At 61.0% G+C, this 19,822-nt stretch carries 19 protein-coding genes; 17 read left to right on the top strand and 2 right to left on the bottom strand.

The genetic code is table 11. The features are described 5' to 3' along the window. Window positions 1-74: 74 nt before the first annotated feature. From prlC to IQK56_RS07935, 8 genes are all read left to right on the top strand, one after another. Window positions 75-2,126: an oligopeptidase A gene (prlC, locus tag IQK56_RS07970; RefSeq protein ID WP_341869498.1), complete on the top strand. Its 2,052-nt coding sequence runs from the start codon at window positions 75-77 to the stop codon at window positions 2,124-2,126. Next, the gene (locus IQK56_RS07965) at window positions 2,123-2,398 is read left to right on the top strand and encodes a YheV family putative zinc ribbon protein (protein ID WP_017528719.1); all 276 of its coding nucleotides are present in this window, start codon (window positions 2,123-2,125) and stop codon (window positions 2,396-2,398) included. Before prlC ends, IQK56_RS07965 begins: the two co-directional genes overlap by 4 nt. A 260-nt stretch (window positions 2,399-2,658) precedes the next feature. Further along, window positions 2,659-3,411, top strand: coding sequence for a gluconate 2-dehydrogenase subunit 3 family protein (locus tag IQK56_RS07960; protein WP_099586179.1), 753 nt, complete (start codon window positions 2,659-2,661; stop codon window positions 3,409-3,411). A 2-nt stretch (window positions 3,412-3,413) separates the two neighbouring features. Then, window positions 3,414-5,198, top strand: a complete 1,785-nt coding sequence (locus IQK56_RS07955) for a GMC oxidoreductase (RefSeq protein ID WP_193862285.1) — start codon at window positions 3,414-3,416, stop codon at window positions 5,196-5,198. A 12-nt stretch (window positions 5,199-5,210) separates the two neighbouring features. After that, window positions 5,211-6,509, top strand: a complete 1,299-nt coding sequence (locus IQK56_RS07950; RefSeq protein ID WP_193862286.1) for a cytochrome c — start codon at window positions 5,211-5,213, stop codon at window positions 6,507-6,509. 80 nt (window positions 6,510-6,589) lie between these two features. Next, window positions 6,590-7,648, top strand: coding sequence for a PA0069 family radical SAM protein (locus IQK56_RS07945; RefSeq protein WP_193862287.1), 1,059 nt, complete (start codon window positions 6,590-6,592; stop codon window positions 7,646-7,648). A gap of 226 nt (window positions 7,649-7,874) precedes the next feature. After that, a complete protein-coding gene (locus IQK56_RS07940) occupies window positions 7,875-8,606 on the top strand; it encodes a carbonic anhydrase (protein WP_099586183.1) in 732 nt (243 codons plus the stop codon). 85 nt (window positions 8,607-8,691) lie between these two features. After that, on the top strand, window positions 8,692-10,239 hold the full coding sequence (locus IQK56_RS07935; protein ID WP_122305558.1) for a SulP family inorganic anion transporter: 1,548 nt from the start codon (window positions 8,692-8,694) through the stop codon (window positions 10,237-10,239). A gap of 68 nt (window positions 10,240-10,307) precedes the next feature. Here IQK56_RS07935 and IQK56_RS07930 read toward each other — a convergent pair whose 3' ends face one another. Beyond that, window positions 10,308-10,955 carry a hypothetical protein gene (locus tag IQK56_RS07930; RefSeq protein WP_122305557.1) on the bottom strand — a complete coding sequence of 216 codons (648 nt, stop codon included), beginning with the start codon at window positions 10,953-10,955 and terminating at the stop codon, window positions 10,308-10,310. Window positions 10,956-11,323: 368 nt separating this feature from the next. On the opposite strand from IQK56_RS07930, the gene coxB reads away from it, so the two are divergent. The 4 genes from coxB to IQK56_RS07910 are packed head-to-tail and all read left to right on the top strand — an operon-like array spanning window position 11,324 to window position 15,598. Then, window positions 11,324-12,451: a cytochrome c oxidase subunit II gene (gene coxB / locus IQK56_RS07925; protein ID WP_122305556.1), complete on the top strand. Its 1,128-nt coding sequence runs from the start codon at window positions 11,324-11,326 to the stop codon at window positions 12,449-12,451. 58 nt (window positions 12,452-12,509) lie between these two features. Beyond that, window positions 12,510-14,099: a cytochrome c oxidase subunit I gene (gene ctaD / locus IQK56_RS07920; protein ID WP_099586187.1), complete on the top strand. Its 1,590-nt coding sequence runs from the start codon at window positions 12,510-12,512 to the stop codon at window positions 14,097-14,099. Between the two features lie 24 nt (window positions 14,100-14,123). Then, window positions 14,124-14,675 carry a cytochrome c oxidase assembly protein gene (locus tag IQK56_RS07915; RefSeq protein WP_150674582.1) on the top strand — a complete coding sequence of 184 codons (552 nt, stop codon included), beginning with the start codon at window positions 14,124-14,126 and terminating at the stop codon, window positions 14,673-14,675. Between the two features lie 35 nt (window positions 14,676-14,710). Further along, the gene (locus tag IQK56_RS07910; protein WP_099586189.1) at window positions 14,711-15,598 is read left to right on the top strand and encodes a cytochrome c oxidase subunit 3; all 888 of its coding nucleotides are present in this window, start codon (window positions 14,711-14,713) and stop codon (window positions 15,596-15,598) included. Between the two features lie 6 nt (window positions 15,599-15,604). Here IQK56_RS07910 and IQK56_RS07905 read toward each other — a convergent pair whose 3' ends face one another. Further along, window positions 15,605-15,808, bottom strand: a complete 204-nt coding sequence (locus IQK56_RS07905; protein WP_193862288.1) for a twin transmembrane helix small protein — start codon at window positions 15,806-15,808, stop codon at window positions 15,605-15,607. A gap of 37 nt (window positions 15,809-15,845) precedes the next feature. On the opposite strand from IQK56_RS07905, the gene IQK56_RS07900 reads away from it, so the two are divergent. The 5 genes from IQK56_RS07900 to IQK56_RS07880 are packed head-to-tail and all read left to right on the top strand — an operon-like array spanning window position 15,846 to window position 19,769. Next, window positions 15,846-16,610, top strand: coding sequence for an SURF1 family protein (locus IQK56_RS07900; protein WP_193862289.1), 765 nt, complete (start codon window positions 15,846-15,848; stop codon window positions 16,608-16,610). After that, window positions 16,576-17,160, top strand: coding sequence for a hypothetical protein (locus tag IQK56_RS07895; protein ID WP_193862290.1), 585 nt, complete (start codon window positions 16,576-16,578; stop codon window positions 17,158-17,160). Before IQK56_RS07900 ends, IQK56_RS07895 begins: the two co-directional genes overlap by 35 nt. 10 nt (window positions 17,161-17,170) lie before the next feature. Further along, window positions 17,171-18,250, top strand: a complete 1,080-nt coding sequence (locus tag IQK56_RS07890) for a COX15/CtaA family protein (RefSeq protein WP_122305553.1) — start codon at window positions 17,171-17,173, stop codon at window positions 18,248-18,250. Further along, a complete protein-coding gene (gene cyoE, locus IQK56_RS07885) occupies window positions 18,238-19,137 on the top strand; it encodes a heme o synthase (RefSeq protein WP_150674585.1) in 900 nt (299 codons plus the stop codon). Before IQK56_RS07890 ends, cyoE begins: the two co-directional genes overlap by 13 nt. Continuing rightward, a complete protein-coding gene (locus IQK56_RS07880) occupies window positions 19,134-19,769 on the top strand; it encodes an SCO family protein (protein WP_112192858.1) in 636 nt (211 codons plus the stop codon). The genes cyoE and IQK56_RS07880 overlap by 4 nt, the downstream gene beginning before the upstream one ends. The last annotated feature ends 53 nt before the right edge of the window (window positions 19,770-19,822 follow it).

Here is a 19,822-nt window from a genome sequence, read left to right as displayed (position 1 = left end):
TGCGGTGGGCGTTGATTGTAATTAAGATGGCCCCATCTTTGTTCTTACATGTTTCTTCAGCCAAGGTGCCAACCGTGAGCGCGAACAACCCGCTTCTGCAGTCCTACGACCTGCCGCCGTTCTCGGCGATCCGTGCCGAGCACGTGCAGCCGGCCATCGAACAGATCCTCGCCGACAACCGCGCTGCCATCGAAGGCATCCTGCAAAGCCAGGGTAAAAATCCGACATGGGCCGGGCTGGTACTGGCCATGGACGAACTGAATGACCGCCTGGGCGCCGCCTGGAGCCCGGTCAGCCACCTCAACGCGGTGTGCAACAGCGCCGAATTGCGCGAGGCCTATGAAAGCTGCCTGCCCGCATTGAGCGCGTATTCCACCGAAATGGGCCAGAACCGCGAGCTGTTCCAGGCCTTCGAAGCCCTGGCCAACAGCCCCGAAGCCGCTGGTTTCGACGTGGCGCAAAAAACCATTCTTGAGCACTCCCTGCGCGATTTCCGCCTGTCGGGTATCGACCTGCCGCCTGAGCAGCAGAAGCGTTACGCCCAAGTGCAGAGCAAATTGTCCGAGCTGGGCAGCAAGTTCTCCAACCAACTGTTGGACGCCACCCAAGCCTGGACCAAACATGTCACTGACGAGGCTACCCTCGCCGGCCTGACCGACTCGGCCAAGGCGCAAATGGCGGCGGCCGCCCAAGCCAAAGGCCTCGACGGCTGGCTGATCACCCTGGAATTCCCCAGCTACTACGCGGTGATGACCTACGCCCACGACCGTGCCCTGCGTGAAGAAATCTACGCGGCCTACTGCACTCGTGCGTCGGACCAAGGCCCAAATGCCGGTCAGAACGATAACGGCCCGGTGATGGAACAGATCCTCGACCTGCGTCAGGAACTGGCGCAACTGCTCGGCTTTGCGTCGTTCTCCGAACTGAGCCTGGCCACCAAAATGGCTGAATCCAGCGATCAGGTCCTGAGTTTCCTGCGCGACCTGGCCAAGCGCAGCAAGCCGTTTGCCGCCCAGGACCTGCAACAGCTCAAGGCCTACGCCGCCGAACAAGGCTGCGCCGACCTGCAAAGCTGGGACAGCGGTTTCTACGGCGAAAAACTGCGCGAGCAGCGCTACAGCGTTTCCCAGGAAGCCCTGCGCGCCTACTTCCCGATCGACAAAGTGCTGGGCGGCCTGTTTGCCATTGTGCAGCGCCTGTATGGCATCGAGATCGCCGAGCAGAAAGGCTTCGACACCTGGCACCCGGATGTTCGCCTGTTTGAAATCAAAGAAAACGGCCAGCACGTCGGCCGCTTCTTTTTTGACCTTTACGCCCGCGCCAACAAGCGTGGCGGTGCCTGGATGGACGGCGCCCGCGACCGTCGCCGCACCGTTGACGGCGTGCTGCAAAGCCCGGTGGCCAACCTGGTGTGCAACTTCACCCCGGCTGACAGCGGCAAGCCTGCCCTGCTGACTCACGATGAAGTCACCACGTTGTTCCACGAATTCGGTCACGGCCTGCATCACCTGCTGACCCGCGTCGAGCACGCCGGCGTTTCTGGTATCAACGGCGTGGCCTGGGACGCGGTGGAGTTGCCGAGCCAGTTCATGGAAAACTGGTGCTGGGAGCCGGAAGGCCTGGCGCTGATCTCCGGCCACTACGAAAGTGGTGAGCCGCTGCCTCAGGACCTGCTGCAAAAAATGCTCGCGGCGAAGAATTTCCAGTCCGGCCTGATGATGGTGCGCCAGCTGGAATTCTCGTTGTTCGACTTCGAAATGCACGCCACCCACGGTGATGGCCGCAGCGTGGCGCAGGTGCTGGAAGGTGTACGCGACGAGGTGTCGGTCATGCGCCCGCCAGCCTACAACCGCTTCCCCAACAGCTTTGCGCACATCTTCGCCGGTGGCTATGCCGCCGGTTACTACAGCTACAAGTGGGCCGAAGTGCTGTCGGCGGATGCCTTCTCCAAGTTCGAAGAGGACGGCGTACTCAACGCTGACACCGGTCGCGCATTCCGCGAGGCGATCCTGGCCCGTGGCGGATCCCAGGCGCCGATGGTGCTGTTCGTCGATTTCCGCGGACGTGAACCGTCGATTGACGCACTCTTGCGCCACAGCGGCCTGAGTGAGGACGCGGCAGCATGAGTGAAGGGCCTGTGATCACCAAGAAGCAATTCATCGCCGGGGCGGTCTGCCCGGCGTGCAGCGAGCCGGACAAACTGAAAATGTGGACCGAGGACAGCGTGCCGCACCGCGAATGCGTGGCCTGCGGCTATACCGACACGCTCAATGACCAAGGGTTGTCGGTGCCCAAGGAACTGGGTACGCGGGTCAATACCTCGGCACTCAAAGCGCCGGCGGACCCCAAGGTTCAGGCAGTGCAATTCTTCCCGAACCCGAAGCTGAAAAAAGACTAAAAGCTTCACGCATACCTAGTGTGGAAGGGGGCTTGCCCCCGATAGCGCAGTGTCAGGCAGCCTGAATATTGGCTGACTCGCCGCTATCGGAGGCAAGCCCCTTCCACATTTTTTTGCCTGCGTTTATTCGACTTAGGTCGCTGAATCCGTTCTCCACATCCTTAGCCTGCTATCATTTGTAACCATTGATTGCCAAAAATAGACGAGCCGCTCCCCAGAAGCGACCGAATAAACCCGTGACCACATGATGAGGTGCACCCATGTCTGATCAAGATCAAGACAACCCCCGGCGTGACTTTTTGCGCAAATCCTTGACCTTGATCCCGGTGGTCACGGTTGCCAGTACCGGCCTTGGCGGCTCGATATTGATGGCCACGCCTGAGCCTGCCCAGGCCGCGCCGGCCAAGCCTGCGGCGAGCGACAAGGCCTACGAGCCAAGCTATTTCACCGCAGAAGAATGGGCGTTTATCAACGCCGCCGTCGAGCGCTTGATTCCCGCCGACGCCCAAGGCCCAGGTGCCCTGGAAGCCGGTGCGCCGGAATACATCGACCGTCAGATGAACACGCCGTATGCCAGTGGCGCGCTGTGGTTCATGCAAGGTCCGTTCAACGCCGATGCCGCGCCGGAGATGGGCTGGCAGAGCAAATTGGTGCCCAAAGAGATCTATCGCCTGGGCATTGCCGCGACGGATGCTTGGTCGAAAGCCTTCAACGGTAAAGCTTTTGCTGCGCAAGACAGCGCTACCCGAGACGATATGCTGCGCCGTCTGGAGGCTGGCGGCAGTGAAGTAACGGCGCATTTCGAGGCGGTTCCGCCAAAGATGTTCTTCAACCTGTTACTGCAAAACACCAAGGAAGGCTTCTTCTGCGACCCGATCCACGGGGGCAATAAAGGCATGGTCGGCTGGACCATGATCGGCTTCCCCGGCGCTCGCGCCGACTTTATGGATTGGGTGGAACGCAACGAGCAATACCCCTTCCCGGCTGTTTCCATCCGTGGCGAGAGGGCATAAACGTGGCGACCATCATGAAGAAAGTGGATGCAGTGATCGTAGGCTTCGGCTGGACCGGCGCGATCATGGCCAAGGAGCTGACGGAGGCAGGCCTCAACGTGCTGGCGCTGGAGCGCGGGCCGATGCAGGACACGTACCCGGACGGCAACTATCCCCAGGTCATCGACGAATTGACCTACAGCGTGCGCAAGAAACTCTTCCAGGACATCTCCAAGGAGACGGTGACCATTCGCCATAGCGTGAATGACATCGCCCTGCCCAACCGTCAGCTCGGTGCTTTTTTGCCAGGCAATGGCGTGGGCGGCGCCGGCCTGCACTGGTCGGGTGTGCACTTTCGCGTCGACCCGATCGAGTTGCGCATGCGCAGCCATTACGAAGAACGCTACGGGAAAAATTTCATTCCCAAGGACATGACCATCCAGGACTTCGGCGTCAGCTATGAAGAGCTGGAGCCGTTCTTCGACTACGCGGAAAAAGTCTTCGGCACCTCTGGCCAGGCCTGGACGGTGAAAGGGCAATTAGTGGGTGAAGGCCGTGGCGGCAACCCGTATGCGCCGGATCGTTCCAACCCGTTCCCATTGGAATCGCAGAAAAACACAGTCTCCGCACAGCTGTTTCAGAAAGCGGCTGCCGACGTGGGTTACAAACCCTACAACCTGCCGTCTGCCAACACCTCGGGGCCTTACACCAACCCCTATGGCGCGCAGATGGGCCCCTGCAATTTCTGCGGTTTTTGCAGTGGTTACGTGTGCTACATGTACTCCAAGGCCTCGCCGAACGTGAACATCCTGCCCGCCCTGCGCCAGGTGCCGAACTTCGAGCTGCGCCCCAATTCCCACGTGCTCAAGGTCAACCTCGACAGCACCAAGAAGAAAGCCACGGGCGTGACCTATATCGACGCCCAAGGACGCGAAATCGAGCAGCCGGCGGACCTGGTGATCCTCGGCGCGTTCCAGTTCCACAACGTGCGGCTGATGCTGCTCTCGGGCATCGGCAAGCCGTACGACCCGATCACCAATGAAGGCGTGGTGGGCCGCAACTTCGCCTACCAGAACATGGCCACCATCAAGGCCTTTTTCGACAAGGACACCCACACCAACAACTTCATCGGCGCGGGCGGTAATGGCGTGGCGATGGACGACTTCAACGCCGACAACTTCGACCATGGGCCCCATGGCTTTGTGGGCGGTTCGCCGATGTGGGTCAACCAGGCCGGCAGCCGGCCGATTGCCGGTACGTCCAACCCGCCCGGCACCCCGGCCTGGGGCAGTGCGTGGAAGCGCGCCACCGCCGATTACTACACCCATCAGGTGTCGATGGATGCCCACGGCGCCCATCAATCCTACCGGGGTAACTACCTGGATCTGGACCCGGTGTACCGCGATGCCTACGGCCTGCCGCTGCTGCGTATGACGTTCGATTGGCAGGAAAACGACATCAAGATGAACCGCTTCATGGTCGAGAAAATGGGCAAGGTTGCCCAAGCGATGAACCCCAAGGCCATTGCGGTACTTGGCAAAAAAGTCGGTGAGCATTTCAACACTGCGTCCTACCAGACCACCCACCTCAACGGTGGCGCGATCATGGGCACCGACCCGAAAACCAGTGCGTTGAACCGTTACCTGCAGAGCTGGGATGTACACAACGTGTTTGTTCCAGGCGCGTCCGCCTTCCCACAGGGCCTGGGCTACAACCCTACTGGCCTGGTGGCGGCGCTGACCTACTGGTCTGCCCGGGCGATCCGTGAGCAGTACCTGAAAAACCCCGGCCCACTGGTTCAGGCATAAGGAGCGATGACCATGAAAGCACTTGTTATCGCGACGTTGGCGCTGCTCAGCAGTTGCTCCATAAGCGCCGCCGAAACCGACCTGATCAAGCAGGGCGAATACCTGGCCCGCGCCGGTGACTGCGTGGCTTGCCACACCGCCAAGGGTGGCAAACCCTTTGCGGGTGGGCTGCCGATGGAAACCCCGATTGGCGTGATCTACTCCACCAATATCACCCCGGACAAGACCGGCCTGGGCGACTACAGCTTCGACGACTTCGACAAGGCCGTGCGCCATGGCGTCGCCAAAAGCGGTAGTACGCTTTACCCGGCGATGCCCTATCCGTCTTATGCGCGTGTCAGCGACAGCGATATGCAGGCGTTGTATGCGTATTTCATGAAGGGTGTGGAACCCGTTGCCCAAGAGAACAAGGACAGCGACATTCCGTGGCCCTTGAGCATGCGTTGGCCGTTGGCGGCGTGGCGTTGGATGTTTGCCCCTGAAGTGGCGGATACACCGGCTGAGGCAGCGGCCGACCCCGTTATCGGCCGCGGCGCCTATTTGGTGGAAGGTTTAGGCCACTGCGGCGCGTGCCATACACCGCGTGCCCTGACCATGCAGGAAAAAGCCCTGAGTGCTACCGATGGCACCGCGTTCCTGTCCGGCAGTGCGCCGTTGGAAGGTTGGATCGCCAAGAGCTTGCGTGGCGACCACAAGGACGGCCTCGGCAGTTGGAGCGAGGAGCAACTGGTGCAATTCCTCAAGACCGGTCGCAGTGATCGCAGCGCGGTGTTTGGTGGCATGAGCGATGTCGTCGTCCACAGCATGCAGTACATGTCGCAAGACGACCTGACCGCTATCGCCCGTTACCTCAAGAGCCTGCCGGCGGTCGATCCCAACGACCAGCCGCATGTGTACGACAAGCAGGTAGCCCAGGCGCTGTGGAAAGGCGACGACAGCCGGCCGGGTGCGTCGGTGTATATCGATAACTGCGCGGCCTGCCACCGAACCGATGGCCATGGCTATACACGGGTGTTCCCGGCCCTGGCGGGTAATCCGGTAGTGCAGACGGCGGATGCCACCTCGTTGATCAACATTGTGTTGAACGGCGGCACTTTGCCGGCTACGCACGCGGCGCCGTCGACCTTCACCATGCCGGCGTTTGCCTGGCGCCTGTCGGACCAGGAAGTCGCGGATGTCGTCAGTTTCATCCGTGGCAGTTGGGGCAACAAAGGTGCGCCAGTGAACGCCAGCGACGTGGCCGGCCTGCGCAAGAACGATCTGCGCACCACCTCGGGCGATGACCTGGGGCAGGTCACGCAAAAGCACTGATTCCTGGCTGGCCGCCAAACGGCACTGGTCAGAAACCTCGCGCTCGATACTGTATATAAAAACAGTATCGAGGCGCTTTTATGTCTACGCCGTTGCCGCCCCGTGGCCGGGGCACGGCCACCAACCTGCACAACCGCTTCGCGCCCACGGTCAGCGTGGCCGAGGACGACGGCTGGTACCAGGAAGTGCCCCCGACGCAGGGCACCGAGGTGCGTATTGAGACGGCCAAGACCATCATCACCCGCAACAACTCGCCGGACCTGCCGTTTGATCGCTCGATCAACCCGTATCGCGGTTGCGAGCATGGCTGTATCTACTGCTATGCGCGGCCCAGCCATGCCTATTGGGACATGTCACCTGGGCTGGATTTCGAAACCAGGCTGATCGCCAAGAGCAATGCGGCCGATGTGCTGGAGCAGCAGCTGTCCAAGCCCGGCTACGTGTGCGCGCCGATCAACCTGGGTTCCAATACCGACCCGTACCAGCCCATCGAGCGCGAATACAACATCACGCGACAGACCCTCGAAGTGCTGCTGCGCTACCGACACCCGGTGACCATCATCACCAAGGGTTCGCTGATCCTGCGTGATCTCGACCTGCTCACCGAGTTGGCCCGCCAGCGCCTGGTGGCGGTGATGATCAGTCTCACCAGCCTGGACGATGAGCTCAAGCGCATCCTCGAACCGCGCACCGCCGCGCCCAAGGCGCGGTTGCGAGCGATCCGGGTGATGCGTGAGGCGGGGATTCCGGTGGGCGTGCTGTGCTCGCCGATGATCCCGATGATCAACGACAGTGAACTGGAAAGCCTGCTGACCGAGGCGCACGCCGCCGATGCGCAGAGTGCGGCGTACATGATGCTGCGCTTGCCGCTGGAGGTGGCGCCGCTGTTTGAAGAGTGGCTGGCAGCCCATTATCCGCAGCGTGCGGCCCATGTAATGAGCCTGGTTCGGCAGGTGCGCGGTGGCGAGGTGTATGACAGCCGCTTCGGTGTGCGCATGCGGGGCGAAGGGCCGTTTGCCGATTTGCTGGCCCAGCGTTTCAGCAAGGCGATCAAACGTTTGGGGCTCAATCGCCGTGAAGGATTCAACCTGGATTGCACAGCGTTCTGTCCACCGGGCAGACAGATGACATTGTTGTAGACTGATCAGCAAGAATGCATCTTGCCTGTAGGGATAGTCGCGTTTTGACATCACTGAAACCCGCGATCTAGAGCGGTTCATTCAGTTTGAGTTAAGTTTCGACGGTTACCTTGCTCAGCGAGTGACTGATGAGTCGGCGCCTGGATTTTGGAGTTTTACAACTATTCCACTGGCCGGGCGTTGAACTGTCCTGAACACTCCCCTGCACTAATCAAGAGGATGAATCATGAGTGATAAGGATAAACAGCCGTTGGCTGCGTCGGCTTCAGCCCCTCAAGTGGCGGAGTCCGCCGATGCAGCGCTAAAGCATATCGTCGACGGTTTTTTGCATTTCCATCACGACGTCTTCCCCCAGCAGGAAGAACTCTTCAAGAAACTCGCCACGGCCCAGAGCCCACGGGCGATGTTCATTACCTGCGCCGACTCGCGCATCGTGCCCGAGCTGATCACCCAAAGCTCGCCCGGCGACCTGTTCGTGACCCGTAACGTCGGCAACGTAGTGCCGCCCTACGGCCAGATGAACGGCGGTGTTTCAACCGCTATCGAGTACGCAGTACTTGCCCTGGGTGTGCAGCACATCATTGTCTGCGGGCACTCCGACTGTGGCGCCATGCGTGCGGTACTCAACCCCGACAGCCTGGAAAAAATGCCGACGGTACGGGCCTGGCTGCGGCACGCCGAGGTGGCCAAGTCTATGGTCGAGGACAACTGCGACTGCGCCAACGAAGGCGAGAGCATGAAGGTGCTGACCGAAGAAAACGTCATCGCCCAGTTGCAACATTTGCGTACCCACCCTTCCGTGGCTTCACGCATGGCCAATGGTCAGTTGTATATCCACGGTTGGATCTACAACATCGAGACCAGCGAAATCCGCGCCTACGATGCCGACCAGTCGGCGTTCCGACCGTTGAGCGGTGACGGGCCGATCCCTTGCGCGACGCCTAAAGCGCGCTTCTAAAACACTTCCCTGCCGGGTAATGCGGTGGCTGCCATGGATGCAGCCAGGCTTTACCGCGCCCGGCGAATGCCTCGGGAGAGTCATCATGCGTGCTGCTCAATTGAAAGCTGTATTGCCACGGGAGCTGCTCGCCTCGGTGGTTGTGTTTCTGGTCGCCCTGCCGCTGTGCATGGGCATCGCGATTGCGTCCGGCATGCCGCCGGCCAAAGGCCTGATCACCGGGATTATCGGTGGCCTGGTGGTGGGTTGGCTGGCGGGTTCGCCACTGCAGGTCAGTGGCCCGGCGGCGGGTCTGGCGGTGCTGGTGTTCGAACTGGTGCGCCAGCACGGCATGTTGATGCTGGGGCCGATCCTGCTGCTGGCGGGTTTCCTGCAACTGGTGGCCGGCCGCTTGCGCCTGGGCTGCTGGTTCCGCGTCACGGCGCCCGCAGTGGTGTACGGCATGCTGGCGGGGATTGGCGTGTTGATTGTGCTGTCACAAATTCATGTGATGCTCGACGGCGCGCCCAAGCCTTCTGGGCTGGATAACCTGGCGGGGTTCCCGGCTGCGCTGGCCGAAGCTATCCCGACCCTTGGCGGCGGGCTCGGCTGGCAAGCGGGTTTGCTGGGCCTGTCGACGATGCTGGTGATGTACCTGTGGGATAAATTCCGTCCGCAACCGCTGCGGTTCGTGCCGGGTGCGTTGCTCGGCGTCGGCCTGGCAACCGTCACCAGCCTGGTGCTGGCGTTGCAGGTCAAGCGCGTGGAAGTCCCGGAAAACCTGGCTGACGCCATTGATTGGCTGCGCCCCAGCGACCTGCTGAACCTGGCTGATCCTCAACTGCTGATTGCTGCCTTTGCCGTGGCATTTATCGCCAGCGCCGAAACCCTGCTCTCGGCGGCGGCTGTCGACCGCATGCACAACGGCCAACGTTCCGACTTCGATAAAGAGCTGTCCGCCCAAGGCGTCGGCAACATGCTCTGCGGGCTGGTCGGAGCCTTGCCGATGACCGGCGTGATCGTGCGCAGTTCGGCCAACGTCCAGGCGGGTGCAACCACCCGCCTGTCGGCAATGTTCCACGGCGTATGGTTGCTGGGCTTCGTGTTGCTGCTGTCGAGCGTGCTGCAAAGCATCCCGGTGGCGAGCCTGGCCGGGGTGCTGGTGTACACCGGGATCAAGCTGGTCGACGTCAAGGCGTTCAAAGCCTTGGGACGCTACGGGCGGATGCCGATGTTCACCTATGCGGCCACGGCGCTGGCGATCATCTTTACCGACCTGCTGACGGGTGTGCTGGTGGGCTTTGGTCTCACGTTGGTCAAGTTGGCGTTCAAGGCGTCACGGCTGAAAGTCAGCCTGATCGACTTGCCCCAGGAGGGCGAGATGGAGCTGCGTTTGATTGGTGCGGCGACCTTCCTGAAAGTGCCGGCGTTGACCCAGGTGCTGTCGACGGTGCCAGCGGGGACCACGGTGCATGTACCGCTCAATAACCTGAGTTACATCGACCATTCCTGCCTGGAATTGCTGGAGGAATGGGGGCGGGCCAACGCGGCGAAGGGTTCGAAGCTGGTGATTGAGGCACGAGGTTTGAAGCGACGGTTGGAAGGTAGGATTCGTACGACGACAGGGATCGGCTCCGCGCCATCAATCGGCTGACGGAACCGGATCAACATGTGGGAGGGGGCAAGCCCCCTCCCATATTTGTTCTGTGTCGAATTTAAGATTTAAGCCGGCTGATCCAACGCCAACTCCACCCCCAACTGCCGCGACAGGCACGGCCAGCGCTTCCAGGCGGCCTCGGTGTTCGGGCTTTTCAGTTGCTCGCGATACGCTTCGACCGACTCCAGCGCGAAGTTCTCTTCGTTAAGCATCTCATCCACCGCCAGGTGCACGGCTTCATCCAGCTGGTTGGCGAAATCTTCACCGATCAATTGATGGGCAATCACGTTAGCCACGGTGGTATCCGCCGGAATCAATGGCTGACCGAAATGCTTGATATACACATCGTTGACTTCCTCCACCAGGCGATGGGCCAGGTAGGCCTCGTCCAGGAGGCCGTCCAGGCCTTCGTGACCTGCCAGGATCGCCGGGGGTTGCAGAAAGAAATGCTCGGCAATTTTCAGCACCGGCTTGATCTGGCTTTCGATCCCGGCTTCGCGAGCCACGTCATTGGCGGCATCGAGCAACTCCGGGACGAGGTCGATGTAGGCAGTGACAAAGCGGGTCATGACCACGTTGCGATCACCCTCAGCCAGGGAAATGGCTGCATGCAGGTGCGGCAATTGTTTTTCCAGCTGCAGGGCAAGCTGGCCCGTAGTGGCTTCGTGTTGATGGGCACGGGATATCTGCTCGCGCAATGCGGCGGTGTTCATGAAGGCTCCAGTGATGCAGGCGTAGGAAAAGGGAGAAGTTAAGGTAGCTCGTTTATACGAGCGCCTAAGACGCATTTGTCATAATTATTTCATGGTTATGCACAGGCGTTATATCGAATTGCCATCGTTCGTCGGAAAATCGATTCCGCTCCCGGTTTTATTGGCTCCGGCCGTGCCATTTTGCCTCATTTGTCCCTACACATTGCGGGGTTGCCGTCCCTGTCTATACTCGGATTTGTACGCGATTAGCTGATGACGCCAGACTGCATAAGCAGGCAAGGCTAAGCGGTTGTAAGCAGTATGGAAGCCGCTCCCTTCGACGCAGGTGCAAACCGGCGGGATAACAAGAACGATAAGGGGAACCCGCAATGATGCGACATCCACACGTTTGGATGGGCCTCCTGTTGTGGTCGGTATTCGGCCAGGCGCACGCCGCCTGGACAACGAATATGGCGCCAGGGGCAACAGAAGTCAGTCACGCTGTGTTCGACCTGCACATGACCATTTTCTGGATCTGTGTGGTGATCGGCATCATCGTGTTTGGCGCCATGTTCTGGTCGATGATGGTCCACCGGCGTTCCACCGGTCAGGTCGCGGCCAAGTTCCACGAGAGCACCACCGTGGAAATCCTCTGGACCGTCGTGCCTTTGCTGATCCTGATCGCGATGGCCATTCCGGCGACCAGGACCCTGATCAACATCTACGACAGCAGTGAGTCGGATATCGATATCCAGGTCACCGGCTATCAGTGGAAGTGGCATTACAAATACCTGGGCCAGGATGTGGAGTTCTTCAGCAACCTGGCCACGCCCGCCGAGCAGATCCACAACCAGGCCACCAAGGGCGAACACTATCTGTTGGAAGTCGACCAGCCGCTGGTGCTGCCGGTGGGCGCCAAAGTGCGCTTCCTGGTCACAGCCGCCGACGTGATCCACTCCTGGTGGGTGCCGGCATTTGCGGTCAAGCGCGATGCCATTCCCGGTTTCGTCAACGAGGCCTGGACCCGTGTCGAGAAGCCCGGCATCTACCGTGGTCAGTGTGCCGAACTATGCGGCAAGGACCATGGGTTCATGCCTATCGTGGTCGAGGTCAAGTCCAGGGCCGACTACGACACCTGGCTGGGTGAGCGCAAGGCCGAGGCCGCCAAGCTCAAGGAACTGACCTCCAAAGAGTGGACCCTTGAAGAATTGGTTGCCCGTGGCGACAAGGTGTATCACACCACCTGCGTGGCCTGTCACCAGGCCGAAGGCCAGGGCCTGCCGCCGATGTTCCCGGCGCTCAAGGGTTCGAAAATCGCCACCGGGCCCGCTGCCGATCACTTGAGCCTCGTCTATCACGGCAAGCCCGGCACCGCGATGGCTGCATTCGGCAAGCAGCTCTCGGAAGTGGATATCGCCGCCGTGGTGACCTACGAGCGCAACGCCTGGGGCAACAACAAAGGCGACATGGTCACGCCGAAAGACGTGCTGGCCATCAAACAGGCGGAAAGCAAATGACAGCCCTCATTGCGTTTGCCCCGACCCGCCCCGCCCATTCGTTTGCAGGAGAACGGCCATGAGCGCTGTGATCGATGACCATGGCCACGCCGGTGACCATGCCCACGGCCCCGCCAAGGGGTTGATGCGTTGGGTGCTGACCACCAACCACAAAGACATCGGCACGATGTACCTGTGGTTTGCGTTTGCGATGTTCCTGCTCGGCGGTTCGTTCGCCATGGTGATCCGTGCCGAACTGTTCCAGCCCGGCCTGCAGATCGTCGAACCGGCATTTTTCAACCAGATGACCACCATGCACGGCCTGATCATGGTGTTTGGCGCGGTGATGCCGGCGTTTGTCGGTCTGGCCAACTGGATGATCCCACTGATGATCGGCGCGCCCGACATGGCCCTGCCGCGCATGAACAACTTCAGCTTCTGGCTGTTGCCGGCGGCGTTCCTGCTGCTGGTCTCGACGCTGTTCACCCCCGGCGGCGGGCCGAACTTCGGCTGGACCTTCTACGCCCCGCTCTCCACCACCTACGCGCCGGAAAGCGTGACGTTCTTCATCTTTGCCATCCACCTGATGGGCATCAGCTCGATCATGGGCGCGATCAATGTGGTCGCCACCATCCTCAACCTGCGTGCCCCCGGCATGACCTTGATGAAAATGCCGCTGTTCGTGTGGACCTGGCTGATCACCGCGTTCCTGCTGATCGCGGTAATGCCGGTGCTGGCCGGGTGCGTGACCATGATGCTGATGGATATCCACTTCGGCACCAGCTTCTTCAGTGCGGCCGGCGGCGGTGACCCGGTGCTGTTCCAGCATGTGTTCTGGTTCTTCGGCCACCCCGAGGTGTACATCATGATCCTGCCGGCCTTCGGCGCCGTCAGCTCGATCATCCCGACCTTTTCGCGCAAGCCGCTGTTCGGCTACACCTCGATGGTCTACGCCACGGCGAGCATCGCGTTCCTGTCGTTTATCGTATGGGCGCACCACATGTTCGTGGTCGGCATCCCGCTGGTTGGCGAGTTGTTCTTCATGTACGCCACGCTGCTGATCGCCGTGCCCACGGGGGTGAAGGTGTTCAACTGGGTCAGCACCATGTGGCAAGGCTCGCTGACGTTCGAGACGCCGATGCTGTTTGCCGTGGCCTTCGTGATCCTGTTCACCATCGGCGGCTTTTCCGGGTTGATGCTGGCGATTGCCCCGGCGGACTTCCAGTACCACGACACCTACTTCGTGGTGGCGCACTTCCATTACGTACTGGTGCCCGGCGCGATCTTTGGCATCTTCGCATCGGCCTACTACTGGCTGCCGAAATGGACCGGCCACATGTACGACGAAACCCTGGGCAAGCTGCACTTCTGGCTGTCTTTCGTGGGCATGAACATGGCGTTCTTCCCGATGCACTTTGTGGGGCTGGCGGGCATGCCGCGTCGGGTGCCGGACTACAACCTGCAGTTCGCCGATTTCAACATGGTCTCGTCGATTGGCGCGTTTATGTTTGGTGCCACGCAGATCTTCTTTTTGTTCATCGTGATCAAGTGCATCCGAGGCGGCCCGCCCGCGCCGGCCAAGCCGTGGGATGGGGCTGAAGGCCTGGAGTGGAGCGTGCCTTCGCCGGCGCCGTACCACACCTTCACCACGCCGCCGGAGGTCAAATGAACACCTTTTTGCGATGTGAACGCCATGGCTGAGTCCGTGCCCCTCAAGCGCCTCGTCACCCGCCTGCTGATCCTGGTAGTGGCGATGTTCGCCTTCGGCTTTGCCCTGGTGCCGATCTACGACGTGATGTGCAAGGCGTTCGGCATCAACGGCAAGACCGCCGGGCAGTACGAGGGTTCGCAAGTGGTGGATCCGACGCGTCAGGTGCGCGTGCAGTTCTTATCCACCAACGCCATCGACATGGTCTGGGACTTCTATGCCAAGGCCGACGAGGTGGTGGTCAACCCCGGCGCCGTGACCGAGATGCTGTTCGTGGCCCACAACCCCACCGACAAGCCGATGACTGCCCAGGCCGTACCGAGCATTTCCCCGGCCGAAGCGGCGATGTATTTCCACAAGACCGAATGTTTTTGCTTCACCCAGCAAGTGTTGCAGCCAGGCGAGCGTATCGAGATGCCGGTGCGCTTTATTGTCGATCGCGACATGCCCAAGGATGTGAAGCATTTGACCCTGGCGTACACGCTGTTTGATATCACTGCGCGCCAACCGCCCGTGGCTGCCCACACCGGCGGCTAGCTACTGTTTGCCCCCTCAATCGGGAGAGTGAATACATGTCGAATCATGATACGTACTACGTACCGGCGCAGAGCAAATGGCCGATAATTGCCACGTTTGGGCTGCTGATCACAGTGTATGGCCTGGGTGTGTGGTTCAACGATCTCAAGGCGGCGCGCCCGGAATCCCACGGCCCGTGGATCTTTTTCGTCGGCGGGCTGCTACTCGCCTACATGTTGTTCGGCTGGTTCGGTGCGGTGATCAAGGAAAGCCGCGCCGGTTTGTACAGTCCGCAGATGGATCGCTCGTTTCGCTGGGGCATGAGCTGGTTCATCTTTTCCGAAGTGATGTTCTTTATCGCCTTCTTTGGTGCGCTGTTTTACGTGCGGCACATGTCCGCGCCCTGGCTGGCCGGTGAAGGCTCGAAGGGCGTCGCGCATATGCTGTGGCCAAATTTCGAATTTGCCTGGCCGTTGCTCAACAATCCTGACCCGAAACTCTACCCCGCCCCCGAGGGCACCATCAGCCCGTGGGGGTTGCCGCTGGTCAACACCATCCTGTTGGTGAGTTCCAGCGTGACCATCACCATCGCTCACCACGCACTGCGCAAAGGCCATCGCGGCGCGCTGAAGATCTGGTTGGCGCTCACCGTGCTGCTGGGCCTGGCGTTTCTCGGGTTCCAGGCCGAGGAGTACATCCACGCCTATAAAGAGCTGGGCCTGACGCTGGGCTCCGGTGTGTACGGCGCGACGTTCTTCATGCTCACCGGTTTCCACGGCGCCCACGTGACCATCGGCACGATCATTTTGTTTGTGATGCTGATGCGCGTCCTGCGTGGGCACTTCAACGCCGAGCATCAGTTTGGTTTCGAGGCGGCCAGTTGGTATTGGCACTTTGTGGATGTGGTGTGGATCGGGCTGTTTTTCTTCGTTTACGTGCTGTGAGGTTCCTTACCACGGCGCGTGGGAAACCAGCTGGCCGCTGAAAAATCCCCAGGTGATCAGCGCCAGGGTGATCACGGCCACGACGACACGCACGGTCAAGGCGGTGACGAGGCGATTGGAGTTGCCCTCGTCCTTGACCAGAAAGAACAAGCCACTGAAGAGGCTCACGACAGTTGCGATCAGCATCAGGGCAATGGCTGCTTTGAGCATGGTCGGGCTCCTGGACATTGAAGAAGAGCTGCGGGCAATGAAAACAAGTATAGCCAGCGCCATAAAACAGTTTCGTCCCGGTATTGCGCCGACATTGGTGGTGTTGCTGCTGCTGCCGTTGATGGTGGGTTTGGGGTTCTGGCAGCTGTCACGCGGGCATGAAAAGCAACGCTTGCTCGACAGTTATGCCGAGCGCCGCGTGGCGGCGCCGATCAGCAGTGAACAACTCAATGACACGGTGGATCCAGCGTTTCGCCGTGTGCGTCTGCGCGGTCAATTCGACGCCGATCACAGCGTATTGCTCGACAACCGCATGCGCGATGGCAAGGCCGGTGTCGAGTTGCTGCAACCCTTCCACGACCAGGCCAGCGGCCTGTGGTTGTTGCTCAATCGCGGCTGGCTGCCCTGGCCGGACCGGCGCACCCCGCCCGCCTTCACCACGCCAGAACAGCCGCTGAATCTCGATGCCTGGGTGTACGTCGCTCCAGGCGAAACCTTCCAGTTGCATGCCGACCCGGCGGGCGCGCCATGGCCGCGATTGCTCACCGCGCTGCATCCCGCGGCGCTGTGGGCAGAGTTGGGCCGCAACGGTTTTGCCTATGAGCTGCGCGCTGAAGCCGGCCCAGGCACATACGAAACGACTTGGCCGGTGGTCGCCATGGGCCCGGAGAAACACCTGGCTTATGCCGTGCAGTGGTTCGCCATGGCGCTGGCGCTGCTGGTTCTTTACCTCTACCTCGGATCGCACAACAAGAAGGAGAAGCCCCATGGGAGCGGCCACGAATCGACTCAACATGTCTGACCTGCCCGATCGGCGCAAAGGCCGCTGGCAACTGCTGCTGATCCTGCTGATGGTGATCGGCCCGATGGTGCTGGCCACGTTTATGTACAAGCTGCAGTTCTGGGTGCCGGACAGCCGCAGTTATCACGGCGAGATGATCGGCAATGGCCAGACCCGCGCCGACATTGGCGTGCAGGCGGATGAGCAGCGCTGGCAACTGCTGGTCACCGCGCCCACGGCTTGTGCTGCCGATTGCCAGCAACTGGTGTACCTCGCCCGCCAATTGCAGATCGGCCTGGGGCGCGACGCCTCGCGCGCCAGCCATGCCTTGGCGAGTGCGCAGCTGGTGGGCGCCGACTACGAAACCAGGTTGAAAGCCGAATACCCTCAATTGCAGCGTTACGCGCTGGATGTTTCGACCTTCACCAAAAACGCTGCCGCACCGGGCGATGCGCAGCTGTGGATCGTCGACCCCCACGGCAACCTGGTGCTGCGCTACGACGCCAAGGTCAAGGGCAAGGACCTGCTCAACGACCTGCGCCACCTGCTGAAACTGTCGAATATCGGATAAGGGCACCGTCATGGCCAAACCTGGATTTCGCCTCGCGTTGTTTGCCACCTTGCTGGCGCTGATCGTCGTGCTGCTCGGTGCCTACACGCGCCTGACCCACGCCGGCCTCGGTTGCCCGGATTGGCCCGGTTGCTACGGTTTTATCAGCGTGCCGCAAAGCGAGGCCCAGTTGGCCCATGCCGAGTTGCATTTTCCCGACACGCCGGTGGAGGCCGACAAAGGCTGGGCCGAGATGACCCATCGCTACTTTGCTGGCACTTTGGGTCTGTTGATTGTGTTATTGGCAGCGCGCTCGTGGAGTCACCGGCGTGATCCTGGCCAGCCGGTCAAATTGCCGTTGTTTCTGCTGGCAGTGGTGTTTGCCCAGGCGGCGTTTGGCATGTGGACGGTGACCTTGAAGCTGTGGCCGCAGGTGGTGACGGGCCATCTGCTGGGCGGCTTTGCCACCTTGAGCCTGCTGTTTTTGCTGACCTTGCGCTTGTCCGGCGTGCTGCCCGCGTTGATCGTGCCCAAGCGCCTGCAATATTGGGCGACGGCCGGGTTGGTGCTGGTGATCGGGCAGATTGCGCTCGGCGGCTGGGTCAGCTCCAACTACGCGGCCGTCGCCTGTGTCGACTTGCCCACCTGCCATGGCGAGTGGTGGCCGGCGGCCGACTTTGCCAATGGCTTTCACCTGACCCAGCACATCGGTCCGAATTACCTGGGCGGCCAACTCGACAGCGAGGCGCGCACGGCCATTCACCTGACCCATCGCCTCGGCGCGGTGCTGGTGACCCTCGTCCTGCTGGGCCTGGCCTGGCAACTGCGTGCGGTGGGCATGACGCGGCTGGCGGGCTTGTTGTTGATCGCCCTCGCTGCGCAAATCTGCCTGGGCGTGAGCAACGTAGCGTTCGGCCTGCCGCTGGCGGTCGCGGTCGGGCATAACGCGGGCGGTGCAGGCTTGCTGCTGACGCTGGTGCTGGTCAATTACCACGCTCGAACCAGCCTGGTCAGGGTGCGCAATCAATTGCCGTTCGGCTGGCGATTTATCCCGCGCAAACACGTATCGGGGCTCATCACCCTTAAAGGAGAGATGCCATGGCGACCTTGATCGGTGCGCGTCACGATCAGGCAATCTGGCGTGATTACCTGGAGCTGACCAAGCCGAAAGTGGTGGTGTTGATGCTCATCACTTCCCTGGTAGGCATGTTCCTCGCCACCCGTGCCGGCGTGCCATGGACGGTGCTGGTTTTCGGCAACCTGGGCATTGCCCTGTGTGCCGGCGGCGCGGCAGCGGTCAACCATGTGGTGGATCGGCGGATCGATGCGGTGATGGCGCGCACTCACAAGCGGCCGCTGGCGCAAGGGCGGGTGTCGCCGATGGCGGCGCTGGCCTTTGCATTGTTTCTGGCTGTTGCAGGTTTGGGCCTGTTGCTGGCGTTCACCAATGCCCTGGCAGCGTGGTTGACCCTGGCCTCGCTGCTCGGCTACGCCGTGATCTACACCGGGTTCCTCAAGCGTGCGACGCCGCAGAATATCGTCATTGGCGGGCTGGCCGGCGCTGCGCCGCCGCTGTTGGGGTGGGTCGCCGTCACGGGGCACATCAGCGCCGAGCCGCTGCTGCTGGTGCTGATCATCTTCGCCTGGACCCCGCCGCACTTCTGGGCCCTGGCCATCCACCGCAAGGAGGAATACGCCAAGGCGGACATCCCGATGCTGCCGGTGACCCACGGCGAGCACTACACCAAGGTGCATATCCTGCTTTACACCTTTGCCCTACTGGCCGTGAGCCTGATGCCCTACGTGATCCATATGAGCGGCCCGCTGTACCTGGCGTGCGCGCTGGTGTTGGGTGCACGCTTTCTGCAATGGGCCTGGGTGTTGTACCGTGGCGGTCGGCCGCACGCGGCGATCAACACCTTCAAGTACTCTATCTGGTACTTGCTGCTGCTGTTTATCGCCCTGCTCGTAGACCACTACCTACTGTTGAACCTATGACTCGAACTCAAAAAACCGTCTTCATCCTGGTGGCCATCGTCGCGTTGATCATGGGCCTGACCGTTAACAAAGTGCTCAGCGGCAAAGGCCAGGGCGACCCCACCGCGCTGATCGACGCGGGCATCATCCTGCTGCCGCAAAGCCGGCAGTTGCCGCCTGTGAGCATGACCAATCAGGACGGCCAGCCGGTGGTAATCAACGAGTTGAAGGGTAAGTGGAGCCTGTTGTTCTTCGGCTACACCTTCTGCCCGGATATCTGCCCGACTACCCTCGCCCAGTTGCGCCAGATCAAGAGCGAACTGCCGAAGGAGGCAGTGGATAAGTTGCAAGTGATCCTGGTGAGCGTCGATCCGCATCGCGACACGCCGACCCAGCTCAAGCAATACCTGGGCTATTTCGACCCGCAATTCGTGGGCCTGACCGGCGCTAATGTGGAGGATGTGCAGAAGGTGTCGAATGCGGTGAGCATTCCGTTTATTCCGGCCGATACCAGCAAGCCGAACTACACCGTGGATCACAGCGGCAACCTGGCACTGATCGGGCCGGATGGGACGCAGCGTGGGTTTATCCGTGCGCCGTTGAACAACCAGAAGCTGGTGGCGCAGTTGCCGGGGTTGCTACAGCGCAAGTGAAGACAACACAAAGCAAATGTGGGAGGGGGCTTGCCCCCGATAGCAGTGGGTCA

This window comes from Pseudomonas cyclaminis (genome assembly GCF_015163715.1).
In the GTDB taxonomy this organism is placed as follows: Bacteria; Pseudomonadota; Gammaproteobacteria; order Pseudomonadales; family Pseudomonadaceae; genus Aquipseudomonas; species Aquipseudomonas cyclaminis.
Note: the sequence above shows the minus strand (reverse complement) of the source record. Positions and strands in the feature narration are given on the sequence as shown.